Source organism: Sphingopyxis granuli NBRC 100800 (assembly GCF_001591045.1).
GTDB classification, from domain to species: domain Bacteria; phylum Pseudomonadota; class Alphaproteobacteria; order Sphingomonadales; family Sphingomonadaceae; genus Sphingopyxis; species Sphingopyxis granuli.
Genome location: NZ_BCUA01000008.1, coordinates 24101 through 48776, shown reverse-complemented (window position 1 = coordinate 48776; position 24676 = coordinate 24101). Strand labels below are relative to the sequence as shown.

The window sequence follows — 24676 nt, the reverse complement described above, 5'->3', positions numbered from 1 at the left end:
GAATCTCCATCGTCACCAGCGATATTGCAGGCGCGCGGTCGCGGTGCGGCCTTGGCCGTAATAGCAGGCCTGCGTCGCGGTGCAGGTCGCGACATAGCGCTTGTCGGCGAGGTTGCGGACGTTGACCGCGAGCGACAGGCCCGAATCGGGTACGTCGTAGCGGAGGAACGCGTCGAAGAGCGTGTAGGAAGGGATCGCGAAGAGCGGGTCGTTGCTGACGAGCCCCCAGCTGTCCCCGGTGTAGCGCACGCCGCCGCCGAAACCGAAGCCGTCGAGCGGTCCCGCCTTGATCCGATAATCCGCGAAGAGCGATGCCTGCCAGTCGGGAATTTGCGGCAGCGCATTGCCGATCTGCGCCGCCGCGCCTTCGGTCACCTTCGCCTTGATCCGCGTCGCCGTGGCGATCAGCGTGAGCGCGTCGGTCGGCGTCGCGCGGCCTTCGAATTCGAGCCCGCGATAGCGCCCTTCGCCGAGCTGGACCTGACAGGGCGTCAGGGTCGGGCCGCAGCGGGTGCCCGCCGGATCGGCCGTCAGCAGGTTCTGCTGCGTGATCTGGAAAGCCGAAAGCGTCAGATAGATGTTCTGCCCTGGCGGCTGATAGCGCAGGCCGAACTCATATTGCTGACCGGTCGTCGGCACGAAGGGGCGGCCGGTGGCATTTGTCACCGGATCGTTCTGCAGCGGCAGGAAGGATTCCGAATAGCTGGCGTAGGGGGCGAGACCGAAATCGAAGAGGTAGACGCCGCCGATATTCCAGGTGAAGGCCTCCGCCTTCAGGCGAAAACCCGTGTTGTTCAGGCTGTTCGACAGATTGTCGGTCGCCCAGTCGTTGCGTGCGCCGATCGATAGGCGCAGATTGCCGACCGAAAGCTGGTCCTGCAGATAGAGGCCGGTCTGTTTCGACACGGCGCCGCCATAAATCTGCGGGCTCAGCGCGGCGGCATAGCCCGAGGAACCGCGCGGAACGGGATCGAAAATGTCGAGGAGCGGCAGCACCAGCGCCGGCGCGACGCCATCGCGATCGTGCGACCAGTCGGTGTGGAAATAATCGACGCCGCCCAGCACGACATGCTCGATCGCGCCGGTCGCGAAGCGCGCCTCGATCTGCGTGTCGGTCGCCCAGCCTTCGGACTCGCCGCGCCCTTGCACCGCGCGCCGCTGAATCGTCTGGCCGGGAATGCAGCCGGGAATGTTGGCGGGACAGGCGGTCAGCGTGTCGCCGCCCATCACCACCGCGCGATAGAAGCTGTCGATCTTCGTATAGCGCGTGTTGTTGCGGATCGCGAAGCCGTCGCCGAAGCGATGCTCGAAGAAGGAGGCGACCAGATACTGGTCGCGGTCGAAATCGTTCCAGCCGGGCTCGCCGAGATTGGCGTCGAGCGGGATATACTTGCCGTTCGACGCGTTGAGCGTGCCGCGCATCGGCAGGAACTGGAAGGTCGAAGCGCCCTCGTCGCGCTGATACTGGCCGAGCAGCGTCCATGTCGTGTCGGCGCCGAGGCGGAAGGTCACGCTCGGCGCGATGTAATAGCGCGAGTTCGGCATGTCCTTCGCGCGCGTTTCGCCATGCGAGGCGAGACCGACGAACCGCACCGCGACATTGTCCGACAACGGCGCGCCGACATCGGCGCCCGCCAGCAGGCGCGCACGGTCGAGGTCTCCGAAGGCCTGACCCTGGAACAGCACCTCGCCATGCGCGCGGAACGTCGGCTTCTTGGTGACGAGGTTGACGATCCCGCCGGGCGCGGTCTGGCCGTACAGGACGCTCGACGGACCCTTCAGCACATCGACCTGTTGCAACCCGAACGGGTCGAAGGCGGGGCGTGTCCATTGTCCCCCTGCGGGAAGGCGCAGGCCGTCGACGAAATTGTTGTTGCTGCCGAAGCCGCCGGCGCCGAAACCGCGGACCGTGATCTCGTCGACCCGGTTGTCGTTGCCCTGCGGCTGCGCCTGCACCCCCGCGACATAGGAAAGCGCGTCGGACACCGTATCGACCGCGCGAATATCCATCTCGGCGCGGTTGACGACGGTGATCGTCTGCGGATTTTCGATCAGCGGCGTGTCGGTCTTGGTGCTGGCCGACGCGGTGCTCTGGCCGGTGGCGATCACGACGATCTCGTTCGACATGGCGTCGCTGGCGTCGCCGGCATTCGTCTGGGCGGCGAGCGCAGAGGGGACGAGCGCGGCAATGGTCAGGCCGGTAAGGCGGGCACGCATAATGGGCTCCTGTGAATGCCGCTCCCATCGGCGGCTTACTGTCCGCTAATAGGAATTAGTCGCATTAGCAACACCCCTTTGTGTCAAATCATGACGGATGAGCGTGCCACTTGCGGGCTGGGGGGCAAAAACGGGCCGCGAGCGGCCGAAAGGTTCGTTCGTGCGTGCCCGGCTTCGAAACCGATGAACGTAACCTTCGATCTCTCGCCACTTTGCCGATCTCTATCCCGCGCAAGTTTTCCCATCGCACCGACATTGCTTCCATCCGAGCCCGATTGCGTTCTAATAGGCTCAAAGCCTTGCGCGCTTGCCGCAAGGCGTTGAGGTAGTGGGCCGCCGCCAAGCCCCGGCGATGCCGCGCGCACCGTGCCGCGAAAGGAGAATCGATGAGCCTGATCGTCCACCATCTCAACAACAGCCGTTCGCAGCGTATCCTCTGGCTGCTCGAGGAAATCGGCGCGCCATATGACATCCGCTTCTATGACCGCGACCCGGCGACCAACCTCGCGCCGCCCGAACTGCTGGCGGTCCATCCGCTCGGCAAGTCGCCGGTGATCGAGGACGACGGCCGCGTGATCACCGAGTCGGGGGCGATCGTCGAATATCTGTGCGAGCGGCACGGCGGCGGGCATCTGGTTCCCGCGCACGGCACCGACGATCATGTCAGCCATCTCGAATGGCTGCATTTCGCCGAGGGATCGGCGATGACGCCGATCCTGCTGCGCATCTACACCGCGCGGCTCGGCGAGGCGGCGGCGGTCCTCGAACCGCGGATCGTGCAGCAGCTCGATGCGCATTTCGCCTATATGGAAAGCCGTCTCGGCACGAACGGCCATTTCATCGGCGACAGCCTGTCGGCGGCCGATATCATGCTGAGCTTTCCCGCCGAGATCGCGATCATGCAGGGCATGGCGCCGCGCTATCCGAAGCTGGCCGCGTTCGTGAACGCCTGTCACGACCGTCCGGCGTGGCGCCGCGCGCGCGACAAGGGCGGCGCCTATTATGGCTATTGATACATCTCCCGTCCGGCGCATCGCATTGGCGATCGGCGCGGCGCTGTTCGCGGCCGGCCCCGCGATGGCGGCGCCGCCGCAGCTCGGCCCGGAGGTAGAGCGCGATGTCGTCGCGCCCGAAGGCGTCGCCTTCGCGCCCGCCGCGGCCGACGAGGAAGGGGCGATCGACCGCTTCGCCGCCTATGTCGCGGCGCTGGCGAAGCGCGATTACGATGCCGCCTATGCGATGCTGCGCCTGTCGCTGCAGGCGTCGAGCCCGCGGCTCGAATGGGAGATGAACCTGCGCAAGCGCGGCACATTGTGGGCCGACGGGAGGCTGCGTATCCTGCGGCTGAGCTGGTATCTCGACCCCGCGGGTCAGCCGCCCGGCGTCTATGCCGCGTTCGATTTCCGGGGCGACCGGGCGGATGGAACGATGGATTGCGGCTATGTCGTCGTCCATCGCGCCGCGCCGGGCGCCGGCTTCGCCATCGTGCGCACCGATACCTCGGAAGTGCCGCCCGAACTGATCGAGGAGGGCGTGCCCAAGGCCGACGTGCTGCACCAGCTTCCCTGCTATCTGGGCAAGGGGATCGCGACGGCTTTCTGATGCGGAGGCGCCTGCCGCCGAACGGATGGAAGGGCGATAATCGTGCGGACCACTAATCACCTTGTCGCACCGCGCCAAAATCCCTAATTCGCGCGCATGACATCGACCAACGACATCCGCCGCTCATTCCTCGACTATTTCGCGGGCGAAGGGCACCATATCGAACCGTCGGCGCCGCTGGTGCCGTTCAACGACCCGACGCTGATGTTCGTCAACGCGGGGATGGTGCCGTTCAAGAATGTCTTCACGGGGCTGGAGAAGAAGCCCTACAGCACCGCGGCTTCGTCGCAGAAGTGCGTCCGCGCGGGCGGCAAGCACAACGACCTCGACAATGTCGGCTACACCGCGCGCCATCACACTTTCTTCGAGATGCTGGGGAATTTCTCGTTCGGCGACTATTTCAAGGAACAGGCGATCCACCATGCCTGGACGCTTGTCCACAAGACGTGGGGCCTGCCCGCCGACAAGCTGACCGCCACCGTCTACCACACCGACGACGAGGCGTTCGACCTGTGGCGCAAGATTTCGGGGCTGCCCGAGGAACGGATCATCCGCATCCCGACCAGCGACAATTTCTGGTCGATGGGCGACACCGGTCCGTGCGGGCCGTGCAGCGAAATCTTCTATGATCATGGCGACCATATCTGGGGCGGCCCGCCGGGATCGGCCGAAGAGGACGGCGACCGTTTCATCGAAATCTGGAACCTGGTGTTCATGCAATATGAACAGCTGCCGGGCGGCGAGCGCGTCGACCTGCCGCGGCCCAGCATCGACACCGGCATGGGACTGGAACGTCTTGCGGCGGTGCTGCAGGGCGTCCACGACAATTACGACATCGACACTTTCCGGGCGCTGATCGCCGCGTCGGTCGACCTGACCGGCGTTCCTGCCGAGGGCGCGACGCAGGCCAGCCACCGCGTGATCGCCGATCACCTGCGCGCGTCGAGCTTCCTGATCGCCGACGGCGTGCTGCCGTCGAACGAAGGGCGCGGCTATGTGCTGCGGCGGATCATGCGCCGCGCGATGCGTCACGCGCACCTGCTCGGCGCGCGGGACCCGCTGATGCACCGGCTGCTGCCGGCGCTGACCACCGAGATGGGCGCCGCCTATCCCGAACTGATCCGTGCGCAGGCGCTGATCTCCGAAACGCTCGAGCGCGAGGAGATCAAGTTCCGCCAGACGCTCGACAAGGGGCTGCGGCTGCTTGACGAGGCGACGGTGGGAATGGCCAAGGGCGCGACGCTGCCCGGCGACGTCGCCTTCAAGCTCTATGACACCTACGGCTTTCCCTACGACCTGACCGAGGACGCGCTGCGTGCAGAGGGCATCGCGGTCGACCGCGCGGGTTTCGACGCCGCGATGGCGCAGCAGAAGGCGGCGGCGCGCGCGGCGTGGAAGGGCAGCGGCGAAAAGGCGTCGGACGAGATCTGGTTCGACCTCGCCGAAGCGAACGGCGGCACCGAATTCACCGGCTACACCTCGACCGAGGGCGAGGGCGAGGTGATCGCGCTCGTTCGCGACGGCGTTCCGGTCGAAGAGGCGAAGGCCGGCGACACCGTCGTCGTGCTCACCAACCAGACTCCCTTCTATGGCGAAAGCGGCGGCCAGATGGGCGACGCCGGAACGATCGACACGCTGGGCGGCGCGAAGGCGACGGTGCGCGACACGAGCAAGCCGCTCGGCCGGCTGCACGCGCATCAGGCGACGCTCGAGGCGGGCAGCCTCAAGGTCGGCGACACGGTGCGGCTGAGCGTCGATGCCGCGCGCCGCGACCGCATCCGCGCCAATCACAGCGCGACGCACCTGCTGCACGCGGCGCTCCGCAACCGGCTGGGCGCGCACGTCACGCAGAAGGGCAGCCTCGTCGCCGAGGACCGCTTCCGCTTCGACTTCTCGCACCCCAAGGCGCTGACCGCCGAGGAGATCGCCGACGTCGAGGCGCAGGTGAATGCGCATATCCGCGCCAACGAGCCGGTGTCGACGCGCCTGATGACCCCCGACGATGCGATCGCGGCGGGCGCGATGGCGCTGTTCGGCGAAAAATATGGCGACGAGGTGCGCGTGCTCAGCATGGGCAAGGCCGACGACCGCAGCTATTCGGTCGAACTGTGCGGCGGCACCCACGTGCGTGCGCTCGGCGACATCGCCCTGTTCAAGATCGTCAGCGAAAGCGCGGTATCCTCCGGCGTGCGGCGTATCGAGGCGCTGACCGGCGAAGCGGCGCGCCAGTGGCTGATCGGGCGCGACGAGGCGCTGAAGGCGGCGGCGGCGGCGCTCAAGACCGCGCCCGACGAAGTGCCCGTGCGCGCCGCGGCGATGGTCGAGGCGCTCCGGAAGGCGGAGCGCGAACTGGCCGAGGCGAAGAAGGCGCTCGCGCTCGGCGGTAGCGGGGGCGGCGGCGCGGCCAGCGGCGGCCCGGCGATCGAAGAGGTCGGCGGCACGAAGTTCCTGGCGCAGGTCGTCGACGGGCTCGACCCCAAGGGGCTGCGTGGCGCGGTCGACGACATGAAGAAGCAGGTCGGCAGCGGCGTCGCGATGCTCGTCGCGGTCAACGACGGACGCGCCTCGGTCGCGGTCGGCGTGACCGACGATCAGGCGGGCAGCCGCAGCGCGGTCGATCTCGTCAAGGCGGCGGTGGCGGCGCTCGGCGGGCAGGGCGGCGGCGGCCGTCCCGACATGGCGCAGGGCGGCGGCCCCGACGGCGCCGCGGCCGAAGCCGCGGTCGCGGCGGTCAAGGCGGCGCTGGCGGGGTAGTCATGCGCCTGATCTCCCCTCCCGCAGGCGGGAGGGGAGGCAGCCTACCCCAAGCGATCAGCCTTCGATCCCCTTGGCTTTGCCCCATGCCCTTGCGGCGGTGTAGCCGAGGTAGCCCGTGCCGAAGAGCGCGTAGAGCGATTCGGGGATGCCGGCGAGATAGGCGTTCATGCCGTCGGCGATGCCTTGGGCCATCTCCGGCCGTGCTGCGGCGATCAGCCCCATCGGGATCGCCCACAGCAGCAGCGCATACATGACGTAGAGGAAGCTGGGCCGCGCGCGGCTGGTCCACGGGTCGGCGCTGTTCGCCTCGGCGATGATTGCGCTCATCCGGGTGCGGATCGTTTCCAGTTCCTGGCTGCCTTCGAGTTTCAGCAGTTCGAGCTTGGCGCGGTCGCGCGCCTCCGGATCGGGGATGATCTTGTCGATCAGGCCCGCGACGGGACCGATCAGCCCTTCGAAAATGCTCATGTCGATTGTTCCTTTCCGTAAGAGAATCCGTGCAACTTCACTATGAATCGCATCGGGTCAGTTCTGCCCGATGCGGTTGGCGAGCCAGCCGTAGAGAAAGGCTTCCTGGCTCGGGCGGCGTTCGGCGAGCGTGATGTAGCGTTCGCCCTGCAGCGCCTCCATCGCGCGGAGCAGGATGGTCTCGCCGCCCTTGCCGCGCGCGGCGAGAAAGCCGTCGAGCGCCGACAGGGTGCGCGGGCCGATCAGCCGGTCGACCGCGATATCGGGATAGTCGCGCGCGCCGCGGTTGAGCGCGTTGAGCGCGCGCTGGAGAAAGCCCGTCGCGGTCGCGGTGCCCATGTTGACGCCGGTGTCGAACAGTTCGGCCGCGATCCGCGGTGCACGCAGCGCGACCCGGTCGAAACGCGGTTGCAGCCAATAGCGGCGGCGATAGATGGCGGCGGCTACCGTGCGCGGCAGCGCGCGCATGTCCCCGGCATAGCCCTCGGCGCGCGCGACCGCTTCGGAGATTCCCCAGCAGGTCGGGCCGCCGCGGTCGGCCGGGTGGTTTACATATCGGCCTTCGCGGTCGATGACGGCATCGATCAGGGCGTCGGCATCGCAGGTCGATGGATCGGCATTCGGCATGTTTAACTCCTGTGGTTTGTAGAAGTCATAAAACGAACCATATAGGAATAATGTAGGAAAGGCTTTTTTGATGCGTGCGTTGCAGGTTCGCGAACTGCTGCCCGATCATGCCGGCGTCGCGCTTGCCGACCTGCCGGTGCCGCAGCCGGGTCCGGGCGAGGTGCGGGTGCGGGTGCGCGCGGCGGCGGTCAACTTCCCCGACCTGCTGATGACGCGCGGCGCCTATCAGCTCAAACCCGACCTGCCCTTCGTTCCGGGGCTCGAATTCGCGGGCGAGGTCGATGCCGTCGGCGAGGGGGTGACGGCCTGGCGCGCGGGCGACGCGGTGGTCGGCGGCAACCGCTTTGGCGCGATGGCCGAACATATCGTCGCCCCGGCCGCCGCGCTGCGGCCGAAGCCCGACCGGCTGGGATGGGAGGCCGCCGCCGCCTGTCCGGTCGCCTATCTGACCGCCTATGTCGCGCTCGTGCGCTGCGCGCGCGTCGAGCCCGGCGACTGGGTGCTGGTGCACGGTGCGGCGGGCGGTGTCGGGCTGGCGACGGTCGACCTTGCGAAGGCGCTCGGCGCGCGCGTGATCGCGGCGGCGAGCAGCGAAGCCAAGCGCGCGGCAATCGCGCGCCTCTATGCCCCCGATGCGCTGATCGCCGCCGAGCCGGGGTTCCGCGACACGGTGAAGGCGCTGACCGGCGGGGTCGGCGCCGACGTGATCTTCGACCCGGTGGGCGGCGACGTGTTCGACGAATCGACGCGCTGCATCGCCTTTGGCGGACGCCTGCTGGTGGTCGGTTTCGCGTCGGGCCGCATTCCCGCGGTTTCGGCGAACATCCCCCTGATCAAGGGGTTTTCGGTCGTCGGCGTGCGCGCCGGCGAATATGGCCGCCGCTTTCCCGCGCGGGGGGTCGAGAATATCGCCGCGGTCGACCGGCTGGCGGCCGAGGGAACGATCAGCCCGCACGTCCACGCCGCGCTCGACCTTGCCGACTGGCGTGAGGCTTTCGCGATGCTCGAACGGCGCGAGGTGATCGGAAAGGTCGTGCTGCGGCCGTGAAGGGACGGCGTCACGTCATGGCGAGGAGCGTGGCGATGGAATCATGTCCAGCCATCGACGAGAGCGCGCACCTCCGGGTGAAACATCATTGTGTCCCCGCGAAGGCGGGGACCCGGAGCGTGTTGGCGCCGGCGCAGGCTTTTTGACGCTCTGGGCTCCCGCCTGCGCGGGAGCACACGGCCATTCATTCAAGGGCGATCGCGCCCGAAAGCCATCCTCAGGCCGCTTGGGTCGCCAGCCCGAGTTCGGGGATGTGGATCGAGCGCTGGCCGCCGAAGCTCGACCTCACCACGATGACGCCCTGTTTCTCCATATAGTCGAGCAGCCGCCGCACGCGCCCCGGCGACCGCGTGCCGTAAGCGCGCCCGAGCGCTTCCTCGTCAGGGCAGGGCGCCCCGTCCATCGCCGCACGGGCGATCAGCAGGAAGGGCGCGAGCATGTCGTCGGGCAGCCGCGCCGCCGCGCCGAGCAGGTCGCGCCAGTGCGGATCGGCCGGGTCGAGGATGCCGCCCTTCGCCAGCGCGAAGCGACGGCGGAACTCGGCAAGGTCGAACGGCGCGGCGCGCAGGCGCTGCATCCGGCAACGCACCGAGAAATCCTGATAGAGGATCGTCTCGGGCTGATAGGCGCTTTCGGCATCGCCGAGCATGTCGCGCAGTACCGCCTCGACCACCGCGCCGGCATCGATGCTGTCGGCGGCCGCGGGCGCCGATACGTCGTCCGCGGCGGATGCGTCGGCTTCGTGATGGGCGATGCGCTCGATCACCTCGGCCGCGGCGACAGGGACGGGACGCGGGGGCACCGGTGGAGGCGCCGCGCTCTCCATCTCGGCGAACAGCATCGTGCGCATGTCCTGCGGCTCGGCGTCGGGCAGCGGCAGCAGGCTGTGCGTTCCGGCGCGGCTGCGCGTCTCGGTCGCGCCGATGCGGATCGCGACCGGGCGCCGCGCGATCGCGGGACCGAGGCCCAGGAAATGCCCGCGTTCGAGGTCGCGGATCGCCTCCGCCTGCCGCCGCTCCATGCCGAGCAGGTCGGCGGCGCGCGCCATGTCGATGTCGAGGAATGTGCGCCCCATCAGGAAGTTGCTCGCCTCCGCCGCGACATTCTTGGCGAGCTTGGCGAGGCGCTGGGTCGCGATGGCGCCGGCCAGGCCGCGCTTGCGGCCGCGGCACATCAGGTTGGTCATCGCCGACAGGCTGGCGCGGCGCACCGCGTCGGACACGTCGCCCGACGCGCTCGGCGCGAACATCTGCGCCTCGTCGACGACGACGAGCGCGGGAAACCAATGTTCGCGCGGCGCGTCGAACAGCGCGTTCAGAAAGGCGGCGGCGCAGCCCATCTGCGCCTCGATATCGAGCGCCTCGAGGTTGAGGACGACCGAGGCGCGATGCTCGCGGATGCGCGCGCCCATCGTCGCGATCTCGCGCTCGTTATAGTCGCCGGCGTCGATCGCGACATGGCTGTATGCGTCGGCGAGGGTGACGAAATCGCCCTCCGGATCGATCACCACCTGCTGGACGAGGCCCGCGCTCTGTTCGAGCAGGCGGCGCAGCAGGTGCGACTTGCCCGATCCCGAATTGCCCTGGACGAGCAGACGCGTGGCGAGCAGTTCCTGCACCTCGATGCGCACACCCTGACCACGCTCGTCGATTCCGATTTCGATGCTGTTGTTCACCCCGCTGCCCCTAATCCGCGCCCCGCCCGAAGACAACCGAGCGGCGGCCGCGGCGTTGGAATATCGCGCGCGCTCTGCCACAAGGGCGCGGCCATGGATTTCGACGACCAGCTCTTTCGCTATTTCGGCACCCGCGACATGGGCGCGATTCCGCCCGCGGCGCTGGCGGCGGGGACTGAGCGGATGCGCGTTGATCTGGCGCTGGAGACGCATGCGGGCCGCCGCTTCGCGCTGTGGGCGCTGCTCTATATGCTGGGCGCAGCTCCCGATCTGGAAGTCGCCTTTCCCGACACGGCCGACCGCGATTCGGCACGCGATTTCATGGACATGATCGACCGCGCACAGGACGAATGACGCGGCATCGCGTGGGCTTGTGGTTGCGGTCTTAGCGCAGCCAAGCGGCAGAGTGGCGGGACGAGACCTCCGCCCCCCGTTCGCCCCGGCGCCGGAACGGCAAAAAGGTGGGCACCCCATGGGATGCCCACCTTTCCCTTCGCCTCGATGCTATCGGGGGTCAGAGGCGAAGCTTGGCGCCGACCGTCACATAGGTGCCGATCGAGTCGTAGTGGACCGATCCGGCGGGGCTCAGCGGCGGATCGCGATCGAACAGGTTGTTGACGTTGGCGAAGAGCGTGAACCGCTCGTCGATATTCGCCTGCGCATTGAGGTCGACATAGACCCGGGCGGAGGTGTCGTTGTTCGAGATGTTCAGCAGATGGTTGTACTGCCCGCCGCCGACGTAGCGGACGCGTGCGGTAAAGGTCGCATGATCGTCGCCGTAGGTGACGCTGCCGGTTCCGCGCCAGTGCGGCGTGCCGAAGGTGACGTCGCCGACGTCGCCGGCGCGGTCGATGACCGAGATGCCGTCGTCGATCACGACCTTCGACACATAGGTCGCCAGCGCCCGCAGGCGAAGCGTCCCGCCGCCGACCGGCTGCTGATAGCTCGCCTCGATATCGACGCCGCTGGTCTTGTATTGGGCAAGGTTCAGATAGGTCGAGTTGATCTCGGTCGGGCGGCCCTGGCCGTCGCGCGTGATCTGCGAGCAGGCGTTCTGGTTGCCGTTGCCGCAGGCGGTGATGACGTCCTGGGCGTTCGGCGAGGTGATCGCATCGCGCAGCTTGATGTCGAAATAATCGACCGCGAGGTTGAAGCCCGGCAGGAAGGTCGGGGTAAAGACCGCGCCGAGCGTCAGCGTGCTGCCGATCTCGGGCTTCAGGTTCGGGTTGCCGCCGCCGTAGCGCGTGACGCTGTACGACTGGCCGTTCTCGGACACCGTCGAGAAGGTGGTCGTGCGCGTCGTGAACAGTTCGGCAAGGCTGCCCGAGCGGATGTCGCGCGAGCGCGAGACGCGCAGCAGCAGATTGTCAAGGATGCGATCGGTGGCGCCGATCTTCCACGACCAGATGCCGCCGCTGGTGCTATAGTGGCTGTAGCGCGCGGCGGCGCTGAAATCGAGCTTGCTGAACGGCTGGTCGAGCAGCGGTATCGCGACTTCGCCGAACCCTTCCTGCACGTTGAACCCGCCGTCGAGCGGCGAGAAGTTGAAGCGGCTGAACCCGCGCGCCGTCGAGATGGGATCGATGCTGTTCGTCACCTGCTTTTCCCAGCGCGCCTCGCCGCCGAACGCGATCGAGACCGGGCCGGCCCAGGTCGAGAAGGGGTCGCCGCGCAGGCTGGCGCCCATGCTGTCGAGCTTGGTCGTGTAGACGACCTTGGCAAGGTCGCCGAACACATAGTCGATCGCGGCCGGATCGGCGCGACCGGCACCCAGGATGTTGAGCGGGCGGCACGCGGTGTTCGGGTCGGTCAGCGCGACCGCGCAGACGATGTCGCTGCCGACGCGGACCGCATCGAGCGCTTCCGTCATCTTCGCGCCGACGATCTGGTTGTGATAGCTCTGCATGTTGCGCAGTTCGCCATGGTTGTAATAGGCGGAATAGCGCCACGCGCCGTCGGCGAAGCTGCCGTCGACGCCGATGCCGCCCTCGACGTTCTGGCGGTAGTAATCGAAGGTGCGCATGCCGTAATCTTCGAACACGCGGCCGATCCGGACCGTCGTCTCGCCCGCGCCGAGCTGGCTGCGGATGCCGTCGAGATAGGGATTCGAGGCTTTCAGCGTGTAATTGCCATATTCGGCATAGAAGGGATATTTGGCCCAGATGCGGCTGTAGAGCCCGTCGATCCAGAAGGTCGCGTCGCCGACCTCGAAGCTGGCGCGGGCATAGCCGTTGACGCGCTGATAGGGGTTGGCGAGCGACTTCTGGTCGCCGATCCCGCGCCCTTCGCCGCCGACCATCAGCGTGCCGTCGCCATTGATCATGCTGCCGTACTGATAGGGGCGCAGCGAGCCGTCGGCCGCGAAGGTCATGCCCTTGAGCGCGCCGGTGGTGATCAGGCCGTCGAGGCCGGTGTTGGCCGGATTGACGTCGCGGATCAATATCTGTTCGGTGCTGCCGGCGGGCGTGAACAGGTCGGCGCTGCCGACATTCTTGCGCGCGTTGCGGCTGAGGATGCCCTCGTCGTTCTGATATTCGCCGCCGATCATGAAATGGCCGCTGCCGCCCGCGAACTCGGTGCCGAAGCTGCCGTTGATGCTGTAGCGATAGCCGTCGCCGCGCGTCGACAGGCCGTTCTGGACGCCCAGCTTCAGGCCCGACAGATTGTCGTCGAGGATGATGTTGACGACCCCGCCGATCGCGCCCGAACCCCAGGCCGCGCTTGCGCCGCCGGTGACGATCTCGACGCGCTTGACCATGTCCTGCGGAATGCTGTTGAGGTCCGACGCGCCGTTGAAGCGGCGGTTGTTGAGCAGGGTCAGCGTGCGCGTGGCGCCCAGGCCGCGAAGGTCCATCGCTGAAGTGCTGGAATTGGTATTGGCGTTGGTGCTGTTCGGCGACACGGTGGCGCGGAACTGCGGCAGGTCGTTCAGCACCTGCGCGATGCTGGGCCGCGCGCCCTGCGCCAGTTCGGATTCGCCGACGACGGTCGTCGGGGTCGGTGCGTCGAAGCCCTTGCGGTCGATACGCGAGCCGGTGACGACGATCGCCGAATCGGCGGCGGTGCCCTCGTCGCCGGCTTCCTGCGCCGCGGCCGTGCCGCCGCAGGCCAGCGCGAGCATCAGCCCCGCCGCGGCGCTGCCGCCCATCAACAGGGTTTTCAACCCGGTCCGATCGTTACGCATAGATATTCCCCTTTTTTGAATGTCGCTGAATGAAAGCGGCGGTCAGTCCGCGCGCGTGAAAAGCAGGTCGAAGGCGCGGTTCTCGCCGAAGCGGAGCGCGGTGACGGCGCCCGCGGCATCGCGCTGGAACTTGACGATGATGCGCGAGGCGCGCGGCGCGGCGGCGCCGGTGAACACGTCGCGATAGGCCGGTGCGAGCGGCTGGCCGGTCCAGCGCGGACCGCTGTAGACAAGCTGGCCGCCGCTGGCCTGGAAGCTGAGGCAGGTTCCGGTTTCGGCCGAGCAGAAGCGTCCCGCATAAGGCGCGGGATCGAGCGCGGTCACGGCGTCGACCTTGCGATAGGCAATCTTTTCCCCCTCGCGCGTCTCGCGGACCAGGCTGCCCTTCGCGCCGAAGGCGAAGATATCCTCGCGCAACATCCAGCGCCCCGGCCCGACCGGAACGAGCGCGCGGCCGTCGGCGCGCAGGCCGCCCTTGTCGTCGACCTCGAAACGCAGCGGCGCGCCGCTCACGCTGTCGGCATAGAGACCGGTCGGAGCGGCGCCGCGCGGCACATAGGCCTTGGCGTTGTCGGGCGGCAGGAAGATATCGGCGGCCGCGCGTCCCAGCGCCGGCGCATCGGCATCGCCCGCGTTGCAGAGCAGCGATACGGCGAGCCGCTGCGCCGGATAGCGCGCCATCCAGGCCCGATAGCCTCCGGTCGACCCCGAATGACCGACTTCCTGCTGCCCGCGATGGTCGAGATTCACCAGCGCGAGCGCATAGGCGATCGGCGTTCCGTCGTTGAGCTTCGTCGTCTGCTGAATCTGGGCGGTGAAACCCGGCCCGAAGAAATCGCTGTCGAGCGCCGCCTGCCATTTGACGAGGTCGCCGACGGTGGTGAGCAGGCCGCCATTGCCATAGGCGTCCTCGATCACCTGTTCGTTGCGCCAGACGCCGTCTTCGAACTCATAGGCGCCGGTGCGGCCGGGCACGATGTCGCCATGGTCGTCGCGCCAGCGCGTGCTGGTCATGCCCAGCGGGACGAAGATGCGGTCGCGGGTGAAATCGGCGAGCGACTGCCCGCTGACCCGGTCGACGATGATCGCCAGCAGGTTGTAGTTGCTGTTGCTGTAAAGATAGTGGCTGCCCGGCGCGAAATTCAGCTCGGCCTGACGCGCGGCGATCCGCAGCACGTCGTCGTTGTTCGCGGTGCGCGAATTGCGCGGCCAGCCCTCGATCGCCGAAACCGATCCCCAGTCGCGCAGGCCGCTGGTGTGATGCAGCATGTGCGCGATCGTGACCGGTGCGGCATAGGCTGGCATTTCGGGAAGATATTTGCGGATATCGTCGTCGAGCGACAATTTGCCCTCGCGCGCCAGCATCAGGATCGCGGCGGAGGTGAATTGCTTCGAATCCGAACCGGCTTCGTAGATGCTGTCGACGGTGGCAGGCACCCCGAGTTCGAGGCTGGCCATGCCATAGCTTCGCATCGCGATCGGCTGTCCGCCCCGCGAGATGGCGATCGCGCAGCCCGGCGTGTCGTCGCGCGCCCAGCGTGCGAACAGCCCATCGAGCTGCGCAATGGTAGCGGCGTCGCCGGGCGCGGGCGCCTGAGCCACGGCCGGCGTCGCGCCGCACAAGGCCAAGGTCGCCCCCGCAAGCAGGGGCAGGCTGGTCTTCATATCCGATTCTCCCATGGCGCTGCGGACAAGGTTCGAGCGCGCCTCCCTAATCGAGGTCGCTGTCACGAAGCTGACACCAACGACGGCGGCCCGGCTTTCGGGTAATGAACGGAAAATTATCGGTGCCGGGCGTGACATTTCCGTATGCGGAGATAGAGGCCGGCCGTAATTTCCATCGAAACAGGGCAGGGAGCGAAGCGGAATCGGATCATGCGCGTGCTGTTGGTGGAGGACGACGAGCGCCTGTCGCGCGGCATGGCCGCCTCGTTGGAGGCGGCCGGCTTCGCGGTCGATTGCCTGGCCAATGGCGAAGACGCGCTGCATCTCGCCGAAAGCGAGCCCTACAGCGCGATCATCCTCGATCTGGGACTTCCCGACATGGACGGGCTCGACGTGCTGGGGGCGCTGCGCACACGCGGGGTGACGACCCCGATCCTGATCCTGACAGCGCGCGACATGATCGACGACCGCGTCACCGGCCTCGATCGCGGCGCCGACGATTATATGGCCAAGCCGTTCAGTCCGCGCGAACTCGAATCGCGCCTGCGCGCGCTCGTCCGCCGCAGCCAGGGCACCGCCGACCCGGTGCTGCGGATCGGCGCGCTGTCGTTCGACCGTTCGAGCCGGACGGTGACGCTCGACGGCCGGGCGATCAATCTGCGCCGCCGCGAACTCGCGGTGCTCGAAACGCTGATGGGGCGGCCGGGCAAGGTGATCCCGAAGGAAAGGCTGGCGGCGGAAGTCTTCAATTTCGACGATGCCGTGACGCCCAACGCGCTCGAAGTCTATGTCGGGCGCCTGCGCCGCAAGCTGCAACCGTCGGGCCCCGCGATCCGCACCGTGCGCGGCCTCGGATATATGATCGAGACCGATTGACCGATGCGCCGTCTTCCCCCCTCGCTGCGCTTTCGCCTGACCGCTGCCGTTCTCCTGCCGCTCACGGGGCTCGTGCTGTTCTTCGGCATCATCACGACGCTGGTCGCGCGCAATAACGAGGCCGATACCGTCGACCGGGTGTTGATCGGGTCGGTGCGCACCTTGAGTCTCGCGTACAACAGCCCGGCGGCCGACCGCGAACGGCTCATCCCCCTCGCGGTTCACCTGCTCAAGCGACGCGCGCGTCCGGTCGTGCATTACAGCGTCTGGCGCGGCGACCGGCTGATCGCCGGCGACGCGGCGCTGCGCCCGCCCGTCGACTATAGTCCGACCGACGACGGCACGATCGACCGCCATCCCCCGACGGTCTTCACCAACGCCTATCGCCAGACCCGGCTGGTGCGCGGCTATCTCGACCCCGCCGACGCGCGCGCGGTGACGCAGGCCGCCTATCTGCGTGATGGCACATTGCACGGAAAGCCCGCGCGGATCGCGATGGAAATTCGCCGCGCGCACGGCGACGACCGACTGATCGCGATCCAGATCGCCGATTATGTCGACGACCGCCTGGCGCACGAGCGCGCCTTCCTGCGGCAGGTCCTGATGATCGGATTGACGGCGCTGTTCGTGACCGGCCTGCTGTTCTGGCTGGCGATCCGCTGGGGCCTGCGCCCGCTCGGCACGCTGACCGAACAGGTCGAGGCGGCACGGCGCGCCGCCTCTCCCTCGGTCCGGCTCGATGCGGACGAGGCGACCCCGACCGAAATTCGTCCCTTCGTCGCCGCGTTCAACGGACTGATGGCGCGGTTGGAACGCGCGAGCGAATCGCTGCGCCAGTTCACCTCGAACGCCTCGCACCAGATGCGCACGCCGCTGGCGGTCGTGCGCGTGCAGCTCGACGTGCTCGAACGCTATGGCCCGCAATCGCGGCAGGGGCAGGCGGCGCTGACCGACATTCCGCACGCCATCGACACGCTCGAACAATTGCTGCGCCAGTTGATCGCGCTCGCGCGGAGCGAGGATCAGGGGATGATATCGGTGCAGCCGTTCGACCTCGCCGACATCGCCGCCGGCGTGACGGGCGAGCGCGCCGCGCAGGCCTCGGCCGACCGGCTCATCAGCTATGAAAAGGAGGGCGAGGGTCCGGTGATGGCAATGGGCCAGCCCACGCTTGCCGCCGAGTTGATCGGCAATCTGCTCGACAATGCGATACGCTACAGCCGCCCCGGGGGGATGGTCTCGGTCTGCCTGACGAACGACGCGCGCGGGCCGCTGGTCGAGATCGACGACGACGGCCCCGGCATTCCCGAGGCGGAGCGCGAGAAGGTTTGGGATCGCTTCTACCGCATCCAGGGGCGCGGGCAGCCGACGGGGACGGGTCTGGGTCTGCCGATCGCGCGCGCGCTGGCGCAGCGCATGGGCGCGCAGATCGAACTGGCGGACGGCCGGAGCGGCCGGGGATTGTGCGTGACGGTGCGTTTTCTGCGCGCCGATTGACCGATGACAGGTTGGTGTCAGCGCCGCCGGCTATTCGCTATGCTTCACATCAGGGGAGCATCCGCATGTCGACCAATTTCGCCCGTCCCTCTGCCTGCCCCAAGGTCCTGCGCATCCTGTTGCTGGCCGGATCGGCCGCGGCGGCGCTGACCGGGCTTTCGGTCCATGCCCAGCAGCGCGGCGGCCAGACGCTCGAAACCGTGCCGGTCCCCAGCACGCCGATCGCGGGCGATTTCAGCCTCGCCGCCGTCGGCGACCTCATCTATCTGCGCCCGATGCTGGCGACGCTGGAGAAGCAGGCGCCCGAAATGCTGCGCATCCTGCGCGGTGCCGACGTGACCTTCGGCAATTTCGAGACCACCGCGCTCGACCTCGCGACCTTCAAGGGATCGCCGCAGGCCGAATCGGGCGGAACTTGGATGCTCGCCGACCCGGGGGTGCCCAAGGATGTCGCCGCCATGGGCATCGATATCGTCGGCCATGCCAACAACCATGCGACCGACTGGGGCGTCGAGGGGATGATCGAGACGCTGAAGCTGCTCGACGCCGCGAAGCTGGTGCGCGCAGGAACCGGGCGGACGATGGCGGAGGCGCGCGCGCCCGCCTATTATGACGGACCGCAGGGGCGCGTCGCGCTCGTTTCGGCGACGACGACCTTCACCCCCATGACCCCCGCGGCCGACCCGCTGGGCCGTGTGCCGGGCCGTCCCGGCGCCAACACGATCCGCAGCACCGAGATCGGACAGGTGTCCGAAGCCGACCTTGCGGTGCTGGCGCGCATCACCGGAACGAAGCCGGGCGCGACGGTGCGGATCAAGGGCCGCGACTTTCGCGCGGTCGATGCTCCGACGACCCCGATGACGATCGGCTACGATCTCAACCGGAAGGATCTGGACGCCAATCTGCTCGCGGTGCGGCAGGCGAAGCAGAACGGCAATTTCGTCGTCTTTTCGCTGCACAATCACGAACCTGGCAACGCCAGCCAGACCCCCGCCGATTTTGCGCCCGGTCTTGCCCGCCAGATCATCGATGCGGGCGCCGACGTCTATATGGGACACGGGCCGCACCAGCTTCGCGGCATCGAGATCTATAAGGGCAAGCCGATCTTCTATTCGCTCGGCAACTTCGCGATGATGAACAATTCGCTCGACGATGTGCCCGCCGACATGTTCGACCAGTTCGGCGTCACGCCGGGCAGCGTGACGACCCCCGAACTGCTCCAGGCGCGCAACGCGAAGAGCTTTTCCGATCCCAACCTCTATGAATCGGTGATCGCGACCACGCATTTTCGCGACGGACGGCTGACCGAGGTGCGTCTGTATCCGATCGACCTCGGCGTCACCGCGACGGGCGCGGCGCGCGGGGTGCCGAACATGGCCGACGCGGCGACCGGCGCCCGCATCCTCGAACGGCTCCAGCGGCTGTCGGCGCCTTTCGGCACGCGGATCGACATCGTGAAGGGCGTCGGCATCATCCGCGTCGCGAACTAGGCCGGGCGAGGCCCGCGCCGCGCCTGCCGCCGTTTCATAGGAGTGAGACTTGCAGACCGCCGATTTCCTGATCGTGGGCGGCGGCATCGCCGGCGTGTCGGCGGCGGCGCGCCTCGCCCCGCATGGCCGGACCATCCTGCTCGAGGCCGAGGACGGTTTCGGCTATCATTCGAGCGGCCGCAGCGCGACCTATTATCATTTCGGCATCGGCAAGTCGGTGGTGCGCGGCATGACGGCGTTCAGCCGCGCCCATTTCGAAACCGTGGGCGCCAACGGCACCGCGCTGTCGCGCCCGTCCTCCGCGCTGTTCATCGCGCCGCCGGAGATGCTCGCGGGGCTCGACGCGCTGGAGGCGGAGATGCGGCCCTATAGCGACGGGCTCGAACGCCTCGACGCCGATGCCGTGCGCGCCGTCGTGCCGGTGCTGCGCTGCGGCGGCGACGGGATCGTCGCCGCGGTGCTCGACCGGACCGCGCGCCGCCTCGACAGCGAGGCGCTGCAGCAGGATTACCGCGCCGCGATCAAGCGCGAAGGCGGCCGGTCGATCGCGGGCGCCCGCGTCGTCGCGATCGCCCGCGACGGGGCGGCCTGGGTCGCGACCACCGCGGCCGGCGATCGGTTCGCCGCCCCCGTCCTCGTCAACGCGGCGGGCGCCTGGTGCGACGGGATCGCGCGTTTGGCGGGCGTTGTGCCGCTCGGCCTGCGGTCGCTGCGCCGCACGATCATCGCCTTCGACGCGCCGCCCGGTCAGGAGGTTCGCGACTGGCCGTTCACCAAGACCGCGGTCGACGATTTCTACATGCTGCCCGAATCGGGGCGCCTGCTGGCGTGCCCCGTCGACGAAGTGCCGAGCGAGCCGACCGACGCCCAGCCGGAGGAATATGACATCGCGCTCGCGGCGGCGAAGGTCGAACATTATACGTCGCTTGCCGTCCGGCGGATCGGCCATAGCTGGGCGGGGCTGCGCACCTTCACGCACGACCGCGTTCCGGTCGCGGGCTTCGCCCCCGACGCCGACGGCTTCTTCTGGCTTGCGGGTCAGGGCGGATATGGCCTTCAGACCGCCCCGGCGATGAGCGCGATTGCCGAGGTGCTCATCACCGGCGGCGCATGGCCCGCGGGTCTGACCGACTGGGGCATCGCACCCGCCCATCTTGCGCCCGAACGGCTCGGGGTCGGGGCCGTCTAACGAGCGTGTGGCGTCGCCGTCGTGCGTCAAGCTTGCTGGGGGTGGATGTCGAAACCGGTGATGCCCGCGTCCCCGCGGATCGCGGCGACGAGGGCTTCGGCTTTCTCTTCCTCGAAGCCGTCACGACAGCGCGACGGGGATATGCGTGCGCAGTCCGGCCGGGCTCGCGCGATATTCGCGCTCGCCCCCGATCACCGCACCGGCGACGACGGCACCGGCGATCGGTCAGAGGAGATCGGGGCTGAGCATGTCCATGGCCTAACCGACCCCCCGCATGAGTCCGGGGATGAGGGGGATGCGCGCCGCCCCTGCGGCGTCCGCGGCATCGCGTGCGTCATTGCCCGCGCTCTGACCGCGGCGAACACCCCACGGTGTCGAGGACCAGCGCGGCGTCATGTTCGCGAAATATCGGTCTGCATGACCATCCAACGCAAGCCGCGCTCCCCGGTTGCTAGTGTGGATCGCAACCGGGAGATGCCGTCATATGGGACGGCATCGGCGCGGGCTCGTTGCGGCTCATTCAGGCTCGCATGGCGGCGAATGGATCATGCTGACACGGCGTCCGGCGATGACATGTCCCGAACTTGCTATCGCGGTTCGCAGCAGTCATGGCAAACCGACCAGCAGGATGCGGGCCGAGTACCGCAGAGACCGACGGCGATCGGGTCGCGCAGTCGCGCTTCCGCGTCGATCATCGGGATTCCGCGCTTAACCAGGCCGCAGGCGCCGATCGAACGTCAACCTATTGACATGATTCCGGTATTATCGCAGGCATACTATAATTCTCATAAATTGGGAGGGTCCATGCCTGTGTCTCCCGATTCTGAAATACGCGAGGATCAACGGGACCCGCACAATGCCGCGCCCCGCGGGAAGCCGCCGCGGTGCGGCCCGGCGGAGAAATCGATCGATGCCTGTCCGGCCGAGTTTCCGGTCGCAAAGGATATGACCGTTTCCAGCGATTTCGTAGCCCCGGCGACAGGATGAACGGCCGCACCTGTATGAGAAGAGGGATGGAGATGCTGCCGGGAGGGGCGGAAACGCGATGAAGAAACTGCTGGTTGCCAACCGCGGCGAGATTGCCGTCCGTATCATGCGCTCCGCGACCGAAGCCGGGATCGCGACGGTAGCGGTTCATGCGGAAGACGATGCGGGTTCGCTCCACGTCCGTGAGGCTGACGAAGCGATCCCGCTGGCCGGTGCGGGAACCGCGGCCTATCTGTCGATCGAGGAACTGATCGCGGCCGCACAGCGAGCGGGCGCCGACGCCATCCATCCCGGCTATGGCTTTCTGTCTGAAAATGCACGCTTCGCGCGTGCGTGCGCCGCGACCGGCATCGTCTTTGTCGGACCGGAACCGGAAACGCTGGACCTGTTTGGCGACAAGGCGCGCTCGCGGGCCTATGCCCGCCTGTGCGGCGCCGCGCTGCCCGAAGGGACCGATGAACCGGTGACGATCGAGGAAGCGCGAGCCTTCTTCGACCGGCTCGGCAACGGCGCGGCGGTGATGTTGAAGGCGATCGCAGGCGGTGGCGGCCGGGGCATGCGGCCGGTCGAACGGCGGGAGGACCTCGACGCCGCCTTCGCACGCTGCGCGGCCGAGGCCGAGAGCAGTTTCGGCAGCGGCGCGCTTTATATCGAGCGGCTGCTTCCGCATGCGCGCCATATCGAAGTGCAGGTGGTGGGCGACGGGAGCGGTGCGGTCGCTCACTTGTGGGACCGCGAATGCTCGCTCCAGCGCGCGCGGCAGAAGATCGTCGAATGGGCGCCCGCCGACGCCCTGCCACCCGCGACGCGTTCGGCGCTGCTCGACGCGGCGGTGCGCATGGCGTCGGAAGCGCGCTTGCGCAGCCTCGCCACCGTCGAGTTCCTCGTTGCGTCCGATGGCGACGACTGGGCGTTCATCGAGGTCAATCCCCGCCTTCAGGTCGAGCATACGGTGACCGAAGAGGTTACGGGCCTCGATCTCGTCCGGCTGCAACTCGCGATTTCCGATGGCGCGACGCTCGCGGACCTCGGTCTCGAACAGGCAAGCGTGCCGGCGCCGCGCGGATGCGCGCTCCAGGTGCGGGTGAACATGGAGACGATGACGGCCGATGGGGCGCGTCCGGCCGCGGGAACGATCGTGCGCTTCGCGCAGCCGGGGGGGCGTGGCGTTCGCGTCGATACGTTCGGACGCGAGGGATATCGCACCAGCCTGCGCTATGATTCCCTGCTCGCCAAACTGATCGTCAGTGTTCCCTACGGCGGCTTTCCGGCTGCGGCGGCCAAGGCGCGCCGCGCCCTCGATCGCTTCGGGATTGTCGGCGTGCCGACGAATATCGGGTTCCTGCGAGCATTGCTCGCCGATCCCGAGGTGCTGGCGGGACGCGCCCATGTGCAGCTCGTCGACGAGCGGCTGACGGCGCTGCTCGCCGCCGAGGCCGCGTTGCCGGTTTCGGACGGAGAAGAAGGCCGCGAAGCTATTCCCGCCGTAACCGCACTCGCCGAAATACCCGAAGGCATGGTGGCGATAGCGGCGCCGATGCTCGGCGCGCTGGTCGCCGTCACCGTGAAGCCGGGCGACAGCGTCGTCCCCGGCCAGGAAATCGCGGTGGTTGAGGCGATGAAAATGCAGCACGGCGTCGCCGCGCCAGCGGCCGGCATCGTGGTCTCTTTCGTCGCGGCGGTCGGCGACACGCTCGCCGAAGGACAGCCGATCCTGTTCATCGAACCCGAAGCCGGGGATGCGGCCGAGGCTGTCCCGGCCAAGGCGGCGGCCGTCGATCCCGATCATATCCGGGCCGATCTGGCGGAGGTGTTGGCGCGGCGCCGCGGCACGCTCGACATCGCGCGCCCCGATGCGGTGGCCAAGCGCCGCAAGACGGGGCACCGAACGGCGCGCGAGAATATCGACGCCCTGCTCGATGACGACAGTTTCATCGAGTATGGCGGTCTCGCCATCGCCGGACGGAGCCGTCGCGCGACCACCGAGGAACTGATCGCACAGAGCCCTGCGGACGGGTTGGTGATGGGGATCGGCACCGTCAACGCGGGCCTGTTCGGCGAGGAGCATGCGCGGGTCGCGACGATGGCCTATGACTATACCGTCTTCGCCGGCACGCAGGGCGCGCGCAATCATATCAAGACCGACCGGCTGGTCGAACTCGCGGACCGCTGGCGCATCCCCTTCGTTCAGTTCGCGGAGGGTGGGGGCGGCCGGCCAGGCGATACCGATGGCGGCGGCTTCATCCGCGCTTTCGAATGGCTGCCCAAGCTCAGCGGGCGGGTGCCGATCGTCGGCATGGCGGCGGGGCGCTGCTTTGCCGGCAACGCCTCCTTCCTCGGCTGCAGCGACGTCGTCATCGCCACCCGCGATGCCACGATCGGCATGGGCGGTCCGGCGATGATCGAAGGCGGCGGTCTCGGCGTGTTCCGGCCGGAAGAGGTCGGGCCGGTCGCGGTCCATGTCGCGAACGGCGTCGTCGATCTCCTGGTCGACGACGAGGTGGCCGCGGTCGCGGCCGCCAAGCGCTATCTTGGCTATTTTCAAGGGAGGCTGGCGGATTGGACGTGCGCAGATCAGCGCGCGCTGCGACATGCGATTCCCGAGAACCGGCTGCGCGTCTATGACATCCGTGCTCTGATCGAGACGCTCGTCGACCGGGAAAGCTGGATGGAATTGCGCCGCGGCTTCGGGCTTTCCATGATCGTCGGACTGGCGCGGATCGAAGGAAGGCCCGTGGGCATCGTCGCGAACGACCCCGCTCACCTGGGGGGCGCGATCGACAGCGACGCCGCCGACAAAGCCGCCCGCTTTCTTCAGCTTTGCGAGGCGCACGGCCTGCCGGTGGTATCGCTGAGCGACACGCCCGGCATCATGGTCGGTCCAGAGGTTGAGAAGACGGGTTTGGTCCGGCACGCGGCGCGGATGTTCCTGATCGGCGCCAATCTGACGGTGCCCCTGCTGTCGGTCGTGCTCCGCAAAAGCTATGGATTGGGGGCGATCGCGATGACTGGTGGCAGTTATCAGGCGTCGATGTTCGCGGTGTCGTGGCCGACGGGCGAATTCGGCGGCATGGGCCTCGAGGGAGCGGTGCGACTGGGGTATCGCAAGGAACTGGATGCGATCGCGGACCCTGTGACACGCCAAGCGAAATTCGAGGAAATGGTCGCGCAGCTCTATCAGCACGGCAAGGCGCTCACGACGGCGGGCTATTATGGCATCGACGATGTGATCGACCCGGCGGACACAAGGCAATGGATCGCGGCCGCGCTGAGGACGGCGCCGGCCGCAACCGTGCCGGAGAGCGGCAAGCGATTGCGCTGGATCGATAGCTGGTAAAGCGGTTTGACGTGGGCGGCAAGCTCCTGTAGCTTCAATTTAAGAAAATAAGTATGG

General features: G+C 67.8%; 17 protein-coding genes. 10 read left to right on the top strand and 7 right to left on the bottom strand.

Annotation, left to right across the window (positions count from 1 at the left end):
• Window positions 1–12: 12 nt before the first annotated feature.
• On the bottom strand, window positions 13–2217 hold the full coding sequence (locus tag SGR02S_RS03640) for a TonB-dependent siderophore receptor (RefSeq protein WP_067105773.1): 2205 nt from the start codon (window positions 2215–2217) through the stop codon (window positions 13–15).
• A gap of 386 nt (window positions 2218–2603) precedes the next feature.
• Here SGR02S_RS03640 and SGR02S_RS03635 point away from each other — a divergent pair, with 386 nt between their 5' ends.
• The 3 genes from SGR02S_RS03635 to alaS all read left to right on the top strand — a co-directional run bounded on the left by SGR02S_RS03635 (window position 2604) and on the right by alaS (window position 6573).
• The gene (locus SGR02S_RS03635) at window positions 2604–3230 is read left to right on the top strand and encodes a glutathione S-transferase family protein (protein ID WP_067105772.1); all 627 of its coding nucleotides are present in this window, start codon (window positions 2604–2606) and stop codon (window positions 3228–3230) included.
• Window positions 3220–3819 (top strand): hypothetical protein, encoded by a 600-nt coding sequence (locus tag SGR02S_RS03630; RefSeq protein ID WP_067105770.1) that lies wholly within the window; start codon window positions 3220–3222, stop codon window positions 3817–3819. The genes SGR02S_RS03635 and SGR02S_RS03630 overlap by 11 nt, the downstream gene beginning before the upstream one ends.
• Window positions 3820–3915: 96 nt before the next feature.
• On the top strand, window positions 3916–6573 hold the full coding sequence (gene alaS / locus SGR02S_RS03625; RefSeq protein ID WP_067105768.1) for an alanine--tRNA ligase: 2658 nt from the start codon (window positions 3916–3918) through the stop codon (window positions 6571–6573).
• Between the two features lie 57 nt (window positions 6574–6630).
• On the opposite strand, the gene SGR02S_RS03620 is transcribed toward alaS, so the two are convergent.
• Together SGR02S_RS03620 and SGR02S_RS03615 are read right to left on the bottom strand one after the other, a co-directional pair.
• A complete protein-coding gene (locus SGR02S_RS03620; protein WP_067105766.1) occupies window positions 6631–7044 on the bottom strand; it encodes a holin family protein in 414 nt (137 codons plus the stop codon).
• Window positions 7045–7101: 57 nt separating this feature from the next.
• A complete protein-coding gene (locus tag SGR02S_RS03615) occupies window positions 7102–7671 on the bottom strand; it encodes a glycoside hydrolase family 108 protein (RefSeq protein WP_067105764.1) in 570 nt (189 codons plus the stop codon).
• A 70-nt stretch (window positions 7672–7741) separates the two neighbouring features.
• Between SGR02S_RS03615 and SGR02S_RS03610 the strand changes: the two genes are divergently transcribed.
• A complete protein-coding gene (locus SGR02S_RS03610) occupies window positions 7742–8719 on the top strand; it encodes an NADPH:quinone oxidoreductase family protein (RefSeq protein ID WP_067105762.1) in 978 nt (325 codons plus the stop codon).
• A gap of 217 nt (window positions 8720–8936) precedes the next feature.
• On the opposite strand, the gene SGR02S_RS03605 is transcribed toward SGR02S_RS03610, so the two are convergent.
• Window positions 8937–10394, bottom strand: coding sequence for a helicase HerA domain-containing protein (locus SGR02S_RS03605; RefSeq protein WP_067105760.1), 1458 nt, complete (start codon window positions 10392–10394; stop codon window positions 8937–8939).
• A gap of 93 nt (window positions 10395–10487) precedes the next feature.
• Between SGR02S_RS03605 and SGR02S_RS03600 the strand changes: the two genes are divergently transcribed.
• Window positions 10488–10748: a hypothetical protein gene (locus SGR02S_RS03600; protein WP_067105758.1), complete on the top strand. Its 261-nt coding sequence runs from the start codon at window positions 10488–10490 to the stop codon at window positions 10746–10748.
• Between the two features lie 160 nt (window positions 10749–10908).
• Here SGR02S_RS03600 and SGR02S_RS03595 read toward each other — a convergent pair whose 3' ends face one another.
• Together SGR02S_RS03595 and SGR02S_RS03590 are read right to left on the bottom strand one after the other, a co-directional pair.
• Entirely contained in the window at window positions 10909–13578 is a 2670-nt protein-coding gene (locus SGR02S_RS03595; protein WP_067105756.1) for a TonB-dependent receptor plug domain-containing protein, read from the bottom strand.
• 42 nt (window positions 13579–13620) lie between these two features.
• The gene (locus SGR02S_RS03590) at window positions 13621–15243 is read right to left on the bottom strand and encodes a serine hydrolase domain-containing protein (RefSeq protein ID WP_067105754.1); all 1623 of its coding nucleotides are present in this window, start codon (window positions 15241–15243) and stop codon (window positions 13621–13623) included.
• 210 nt (window positions 15244–15453) lie between these two features.
• On the opposite strand from SGR02S_RS03590, the gene SGR02S_RS03585 reads away from it, so the two are divergent.
• The 4 genes from SGR02S_RS03585 (at window position 15454) to SGR02S_RS03570 (ending at window position 20295) form a co-directional block, all read left to right on the top strand.
• Window positions 15454–16119 (top strand): response regulator, encoded by a 666-nt coding sequence (locus SGR02S_RS03585; protein ID WP_067105752.1) that lies wholly within the window; start codon window positions 15454–15456, stop codon window positions 16117–16119.
• Between the two features lie 3 nt (window positions 16120–16122).
• Window positions 16123–17616 (top strand): sensor histidine kinase, encoded by a 1494-nt coding sequence (locus SGR02S_RS03580; RefSeq protein WP_067105750.1) that lies wholly within the window; start codon window positions 16123–16125, stop codon window positions 17614–17616.
• A 65-nt stretch (window positions 17617–17681) separates the two neighbouring features.
• Window positions 17682–19106 carry a CapA family protein gene (locus tag SGR02S_RS03575; RefSeq protein WP_067105748.1) on the top strand — a complete coding sequence of 475 codons (1425 nt, stop codon included), beginning with the start codon at window positions 17682–17684 and terminating at the stop codon, window positions 19104–19106.
• Window positions 19107–19155: 49 nt separating this feature from the next.
• On the top strand, window positions 19156–20295 hold the full coding sequence (locus tag SGR02S_RS03570) for an NAD(P)/FAD-dependent oxidoreductase (protein WP_067105746.1): 1140 nt from the start codon (window positions 19156–19158) through the stop codon (window positions 20293–20295).
• Window positions 20296–20415: 120 nt separating this feature from the next.
• On the opposite strand, the gene SGR02S_RS20695 is transcribed toward SGR02S_RS03570, so the two are convergent.
• The gene (locus SGR02S_RS20695; protein ID WP_156482959.1) at window positions 20416–20517 is read right to left on the bottom strand and encodes an MgtC/SapB family protein; all 102 of its coding nucleotides are present in this window, start codon (window positions 20515–20517) and stop codon (window positions 20416–20418) included.
• 823 nt (window positions 20518–21340) lie between these two features.
• Here SGR02S_RS20695 and SGR02S_RS03565 point away from each other — a divergent pair.
• On the top strand, window positions 21341–24619 hold the full coding sequence (locus tag SGR02S_RS03565; protein ID WP_067105744.1) for an acetyl-CoA carboxylase family protein: 3279 nt from the start codon (window positions 21341–21343) through the stop codon (window positions 24617–24619).
• Window positions 24620–24676 lie beyond the last annotated feature (57 nt).

Excerpts from the sequence above, each read along its gene's own strand:
- SGR02S_RS03615 (WP_067105764.1), bottom strand. The coding sequence starts at position 7,671 with ATGCCGAATGCCGATCCATCGACCTGCGATGCCGACGCCCTGATCGAT.
- SGR02S_RS03620 (WP_067105766.1), bottom strand. The coding sequence starts at position 7,044 with ATGAGCATTTTCGAAGGGCTGATCGGTCCCGTCGCGGGCCTGATCGAC.
- SGR02S_RS03575 (WP_067105748.1), top strand. The coding sequence starts at position 17,682 with ATGTCGACCAATTTCGCCCGTCCCTCTGCCTGCCCCAAGGTCCTGCGC.
- SGR02S_RS03635 (WP_067105772.1), top strand. The coding sequence starts at position 2,604 with ATGAGCCTGATCGTCCACCATCTCAACAACAGCCGTTCGCAGCGTATC.
- SGR02S_RS03565 (WP_067105744.1), top strand. The coding sequence starts at position 21,341 with ATGAAGAAACTGCTGGTTGCCAACCGCGGCGAGATTGCCGTCCGTATC.
- SGR02S_RS03595 (WP_067105756.1), bottom strand. The coding sequence starts at position 13,578 with ATGCGTAACGATCGGACCGGGTTGAAAACCCTGTTGATGGGCGGCAGC.
- alaS (WP_067105768.1), top strand. The coding sequence starts at position 3,916 with ATGACATCGACCAACGACATCCGCCGCTCATTCCTCGACTATTTCGCG.
- SGR02S_RS03580 (WP_067105750.1), top strand. The coding sequence starts at position 16,123 with ATGCGCCGTCTTCCCCCCTCGCTGCGCTTTCGCCTGACCGCTGCCGTT.
- SGR02S_RS03640 (WP_067105773.1), bottom strand. The coding sequence starts at position 2,217 with ATGCGTGCCCGCCTTACCGGCCTGACCATTGCCGCGCTCGTCCCCTCT.
- SGR02S_RS03610 (WP_067105762.1), top strand. The coding sequence starts at position 7,742 with ATGCGTGCGTTGCAGGTTCGCGAACTGCTGCCCGATCATGCCGGCGTC.
- SGR02S_RS03600 (WP_067105758.1), top strand. The coding sequence starts at position 10,488 with ATGGATTTCGACGACCAGCTCTTTCGCTATTTCGGCACCCGCGACATG.
- SGR02S_RS03630 (WP_067105770.1), top strand. The coding sequence starts at position 3,220 with ATGGCTATTGATACATCTCCCGTCCGGCGCATCGCATTGGCGATCGGC.
- SGR02S_RS03585 (WP_067105752.1), top strand. The coding sequence starts at position 15,454 with ATGCGCGTGCTGTTGGTGGAGGACGACGAGCGCCTGTCGCGCGGCATG.
- SGR02S_RS03590 (WP_067105754.1), bottom strand. The coding sequence starts at position 15,243 with ATGAAGACCAGCCTGCCCCTGCTTGCGGGGGCGACCTTGGCCTTGTGC.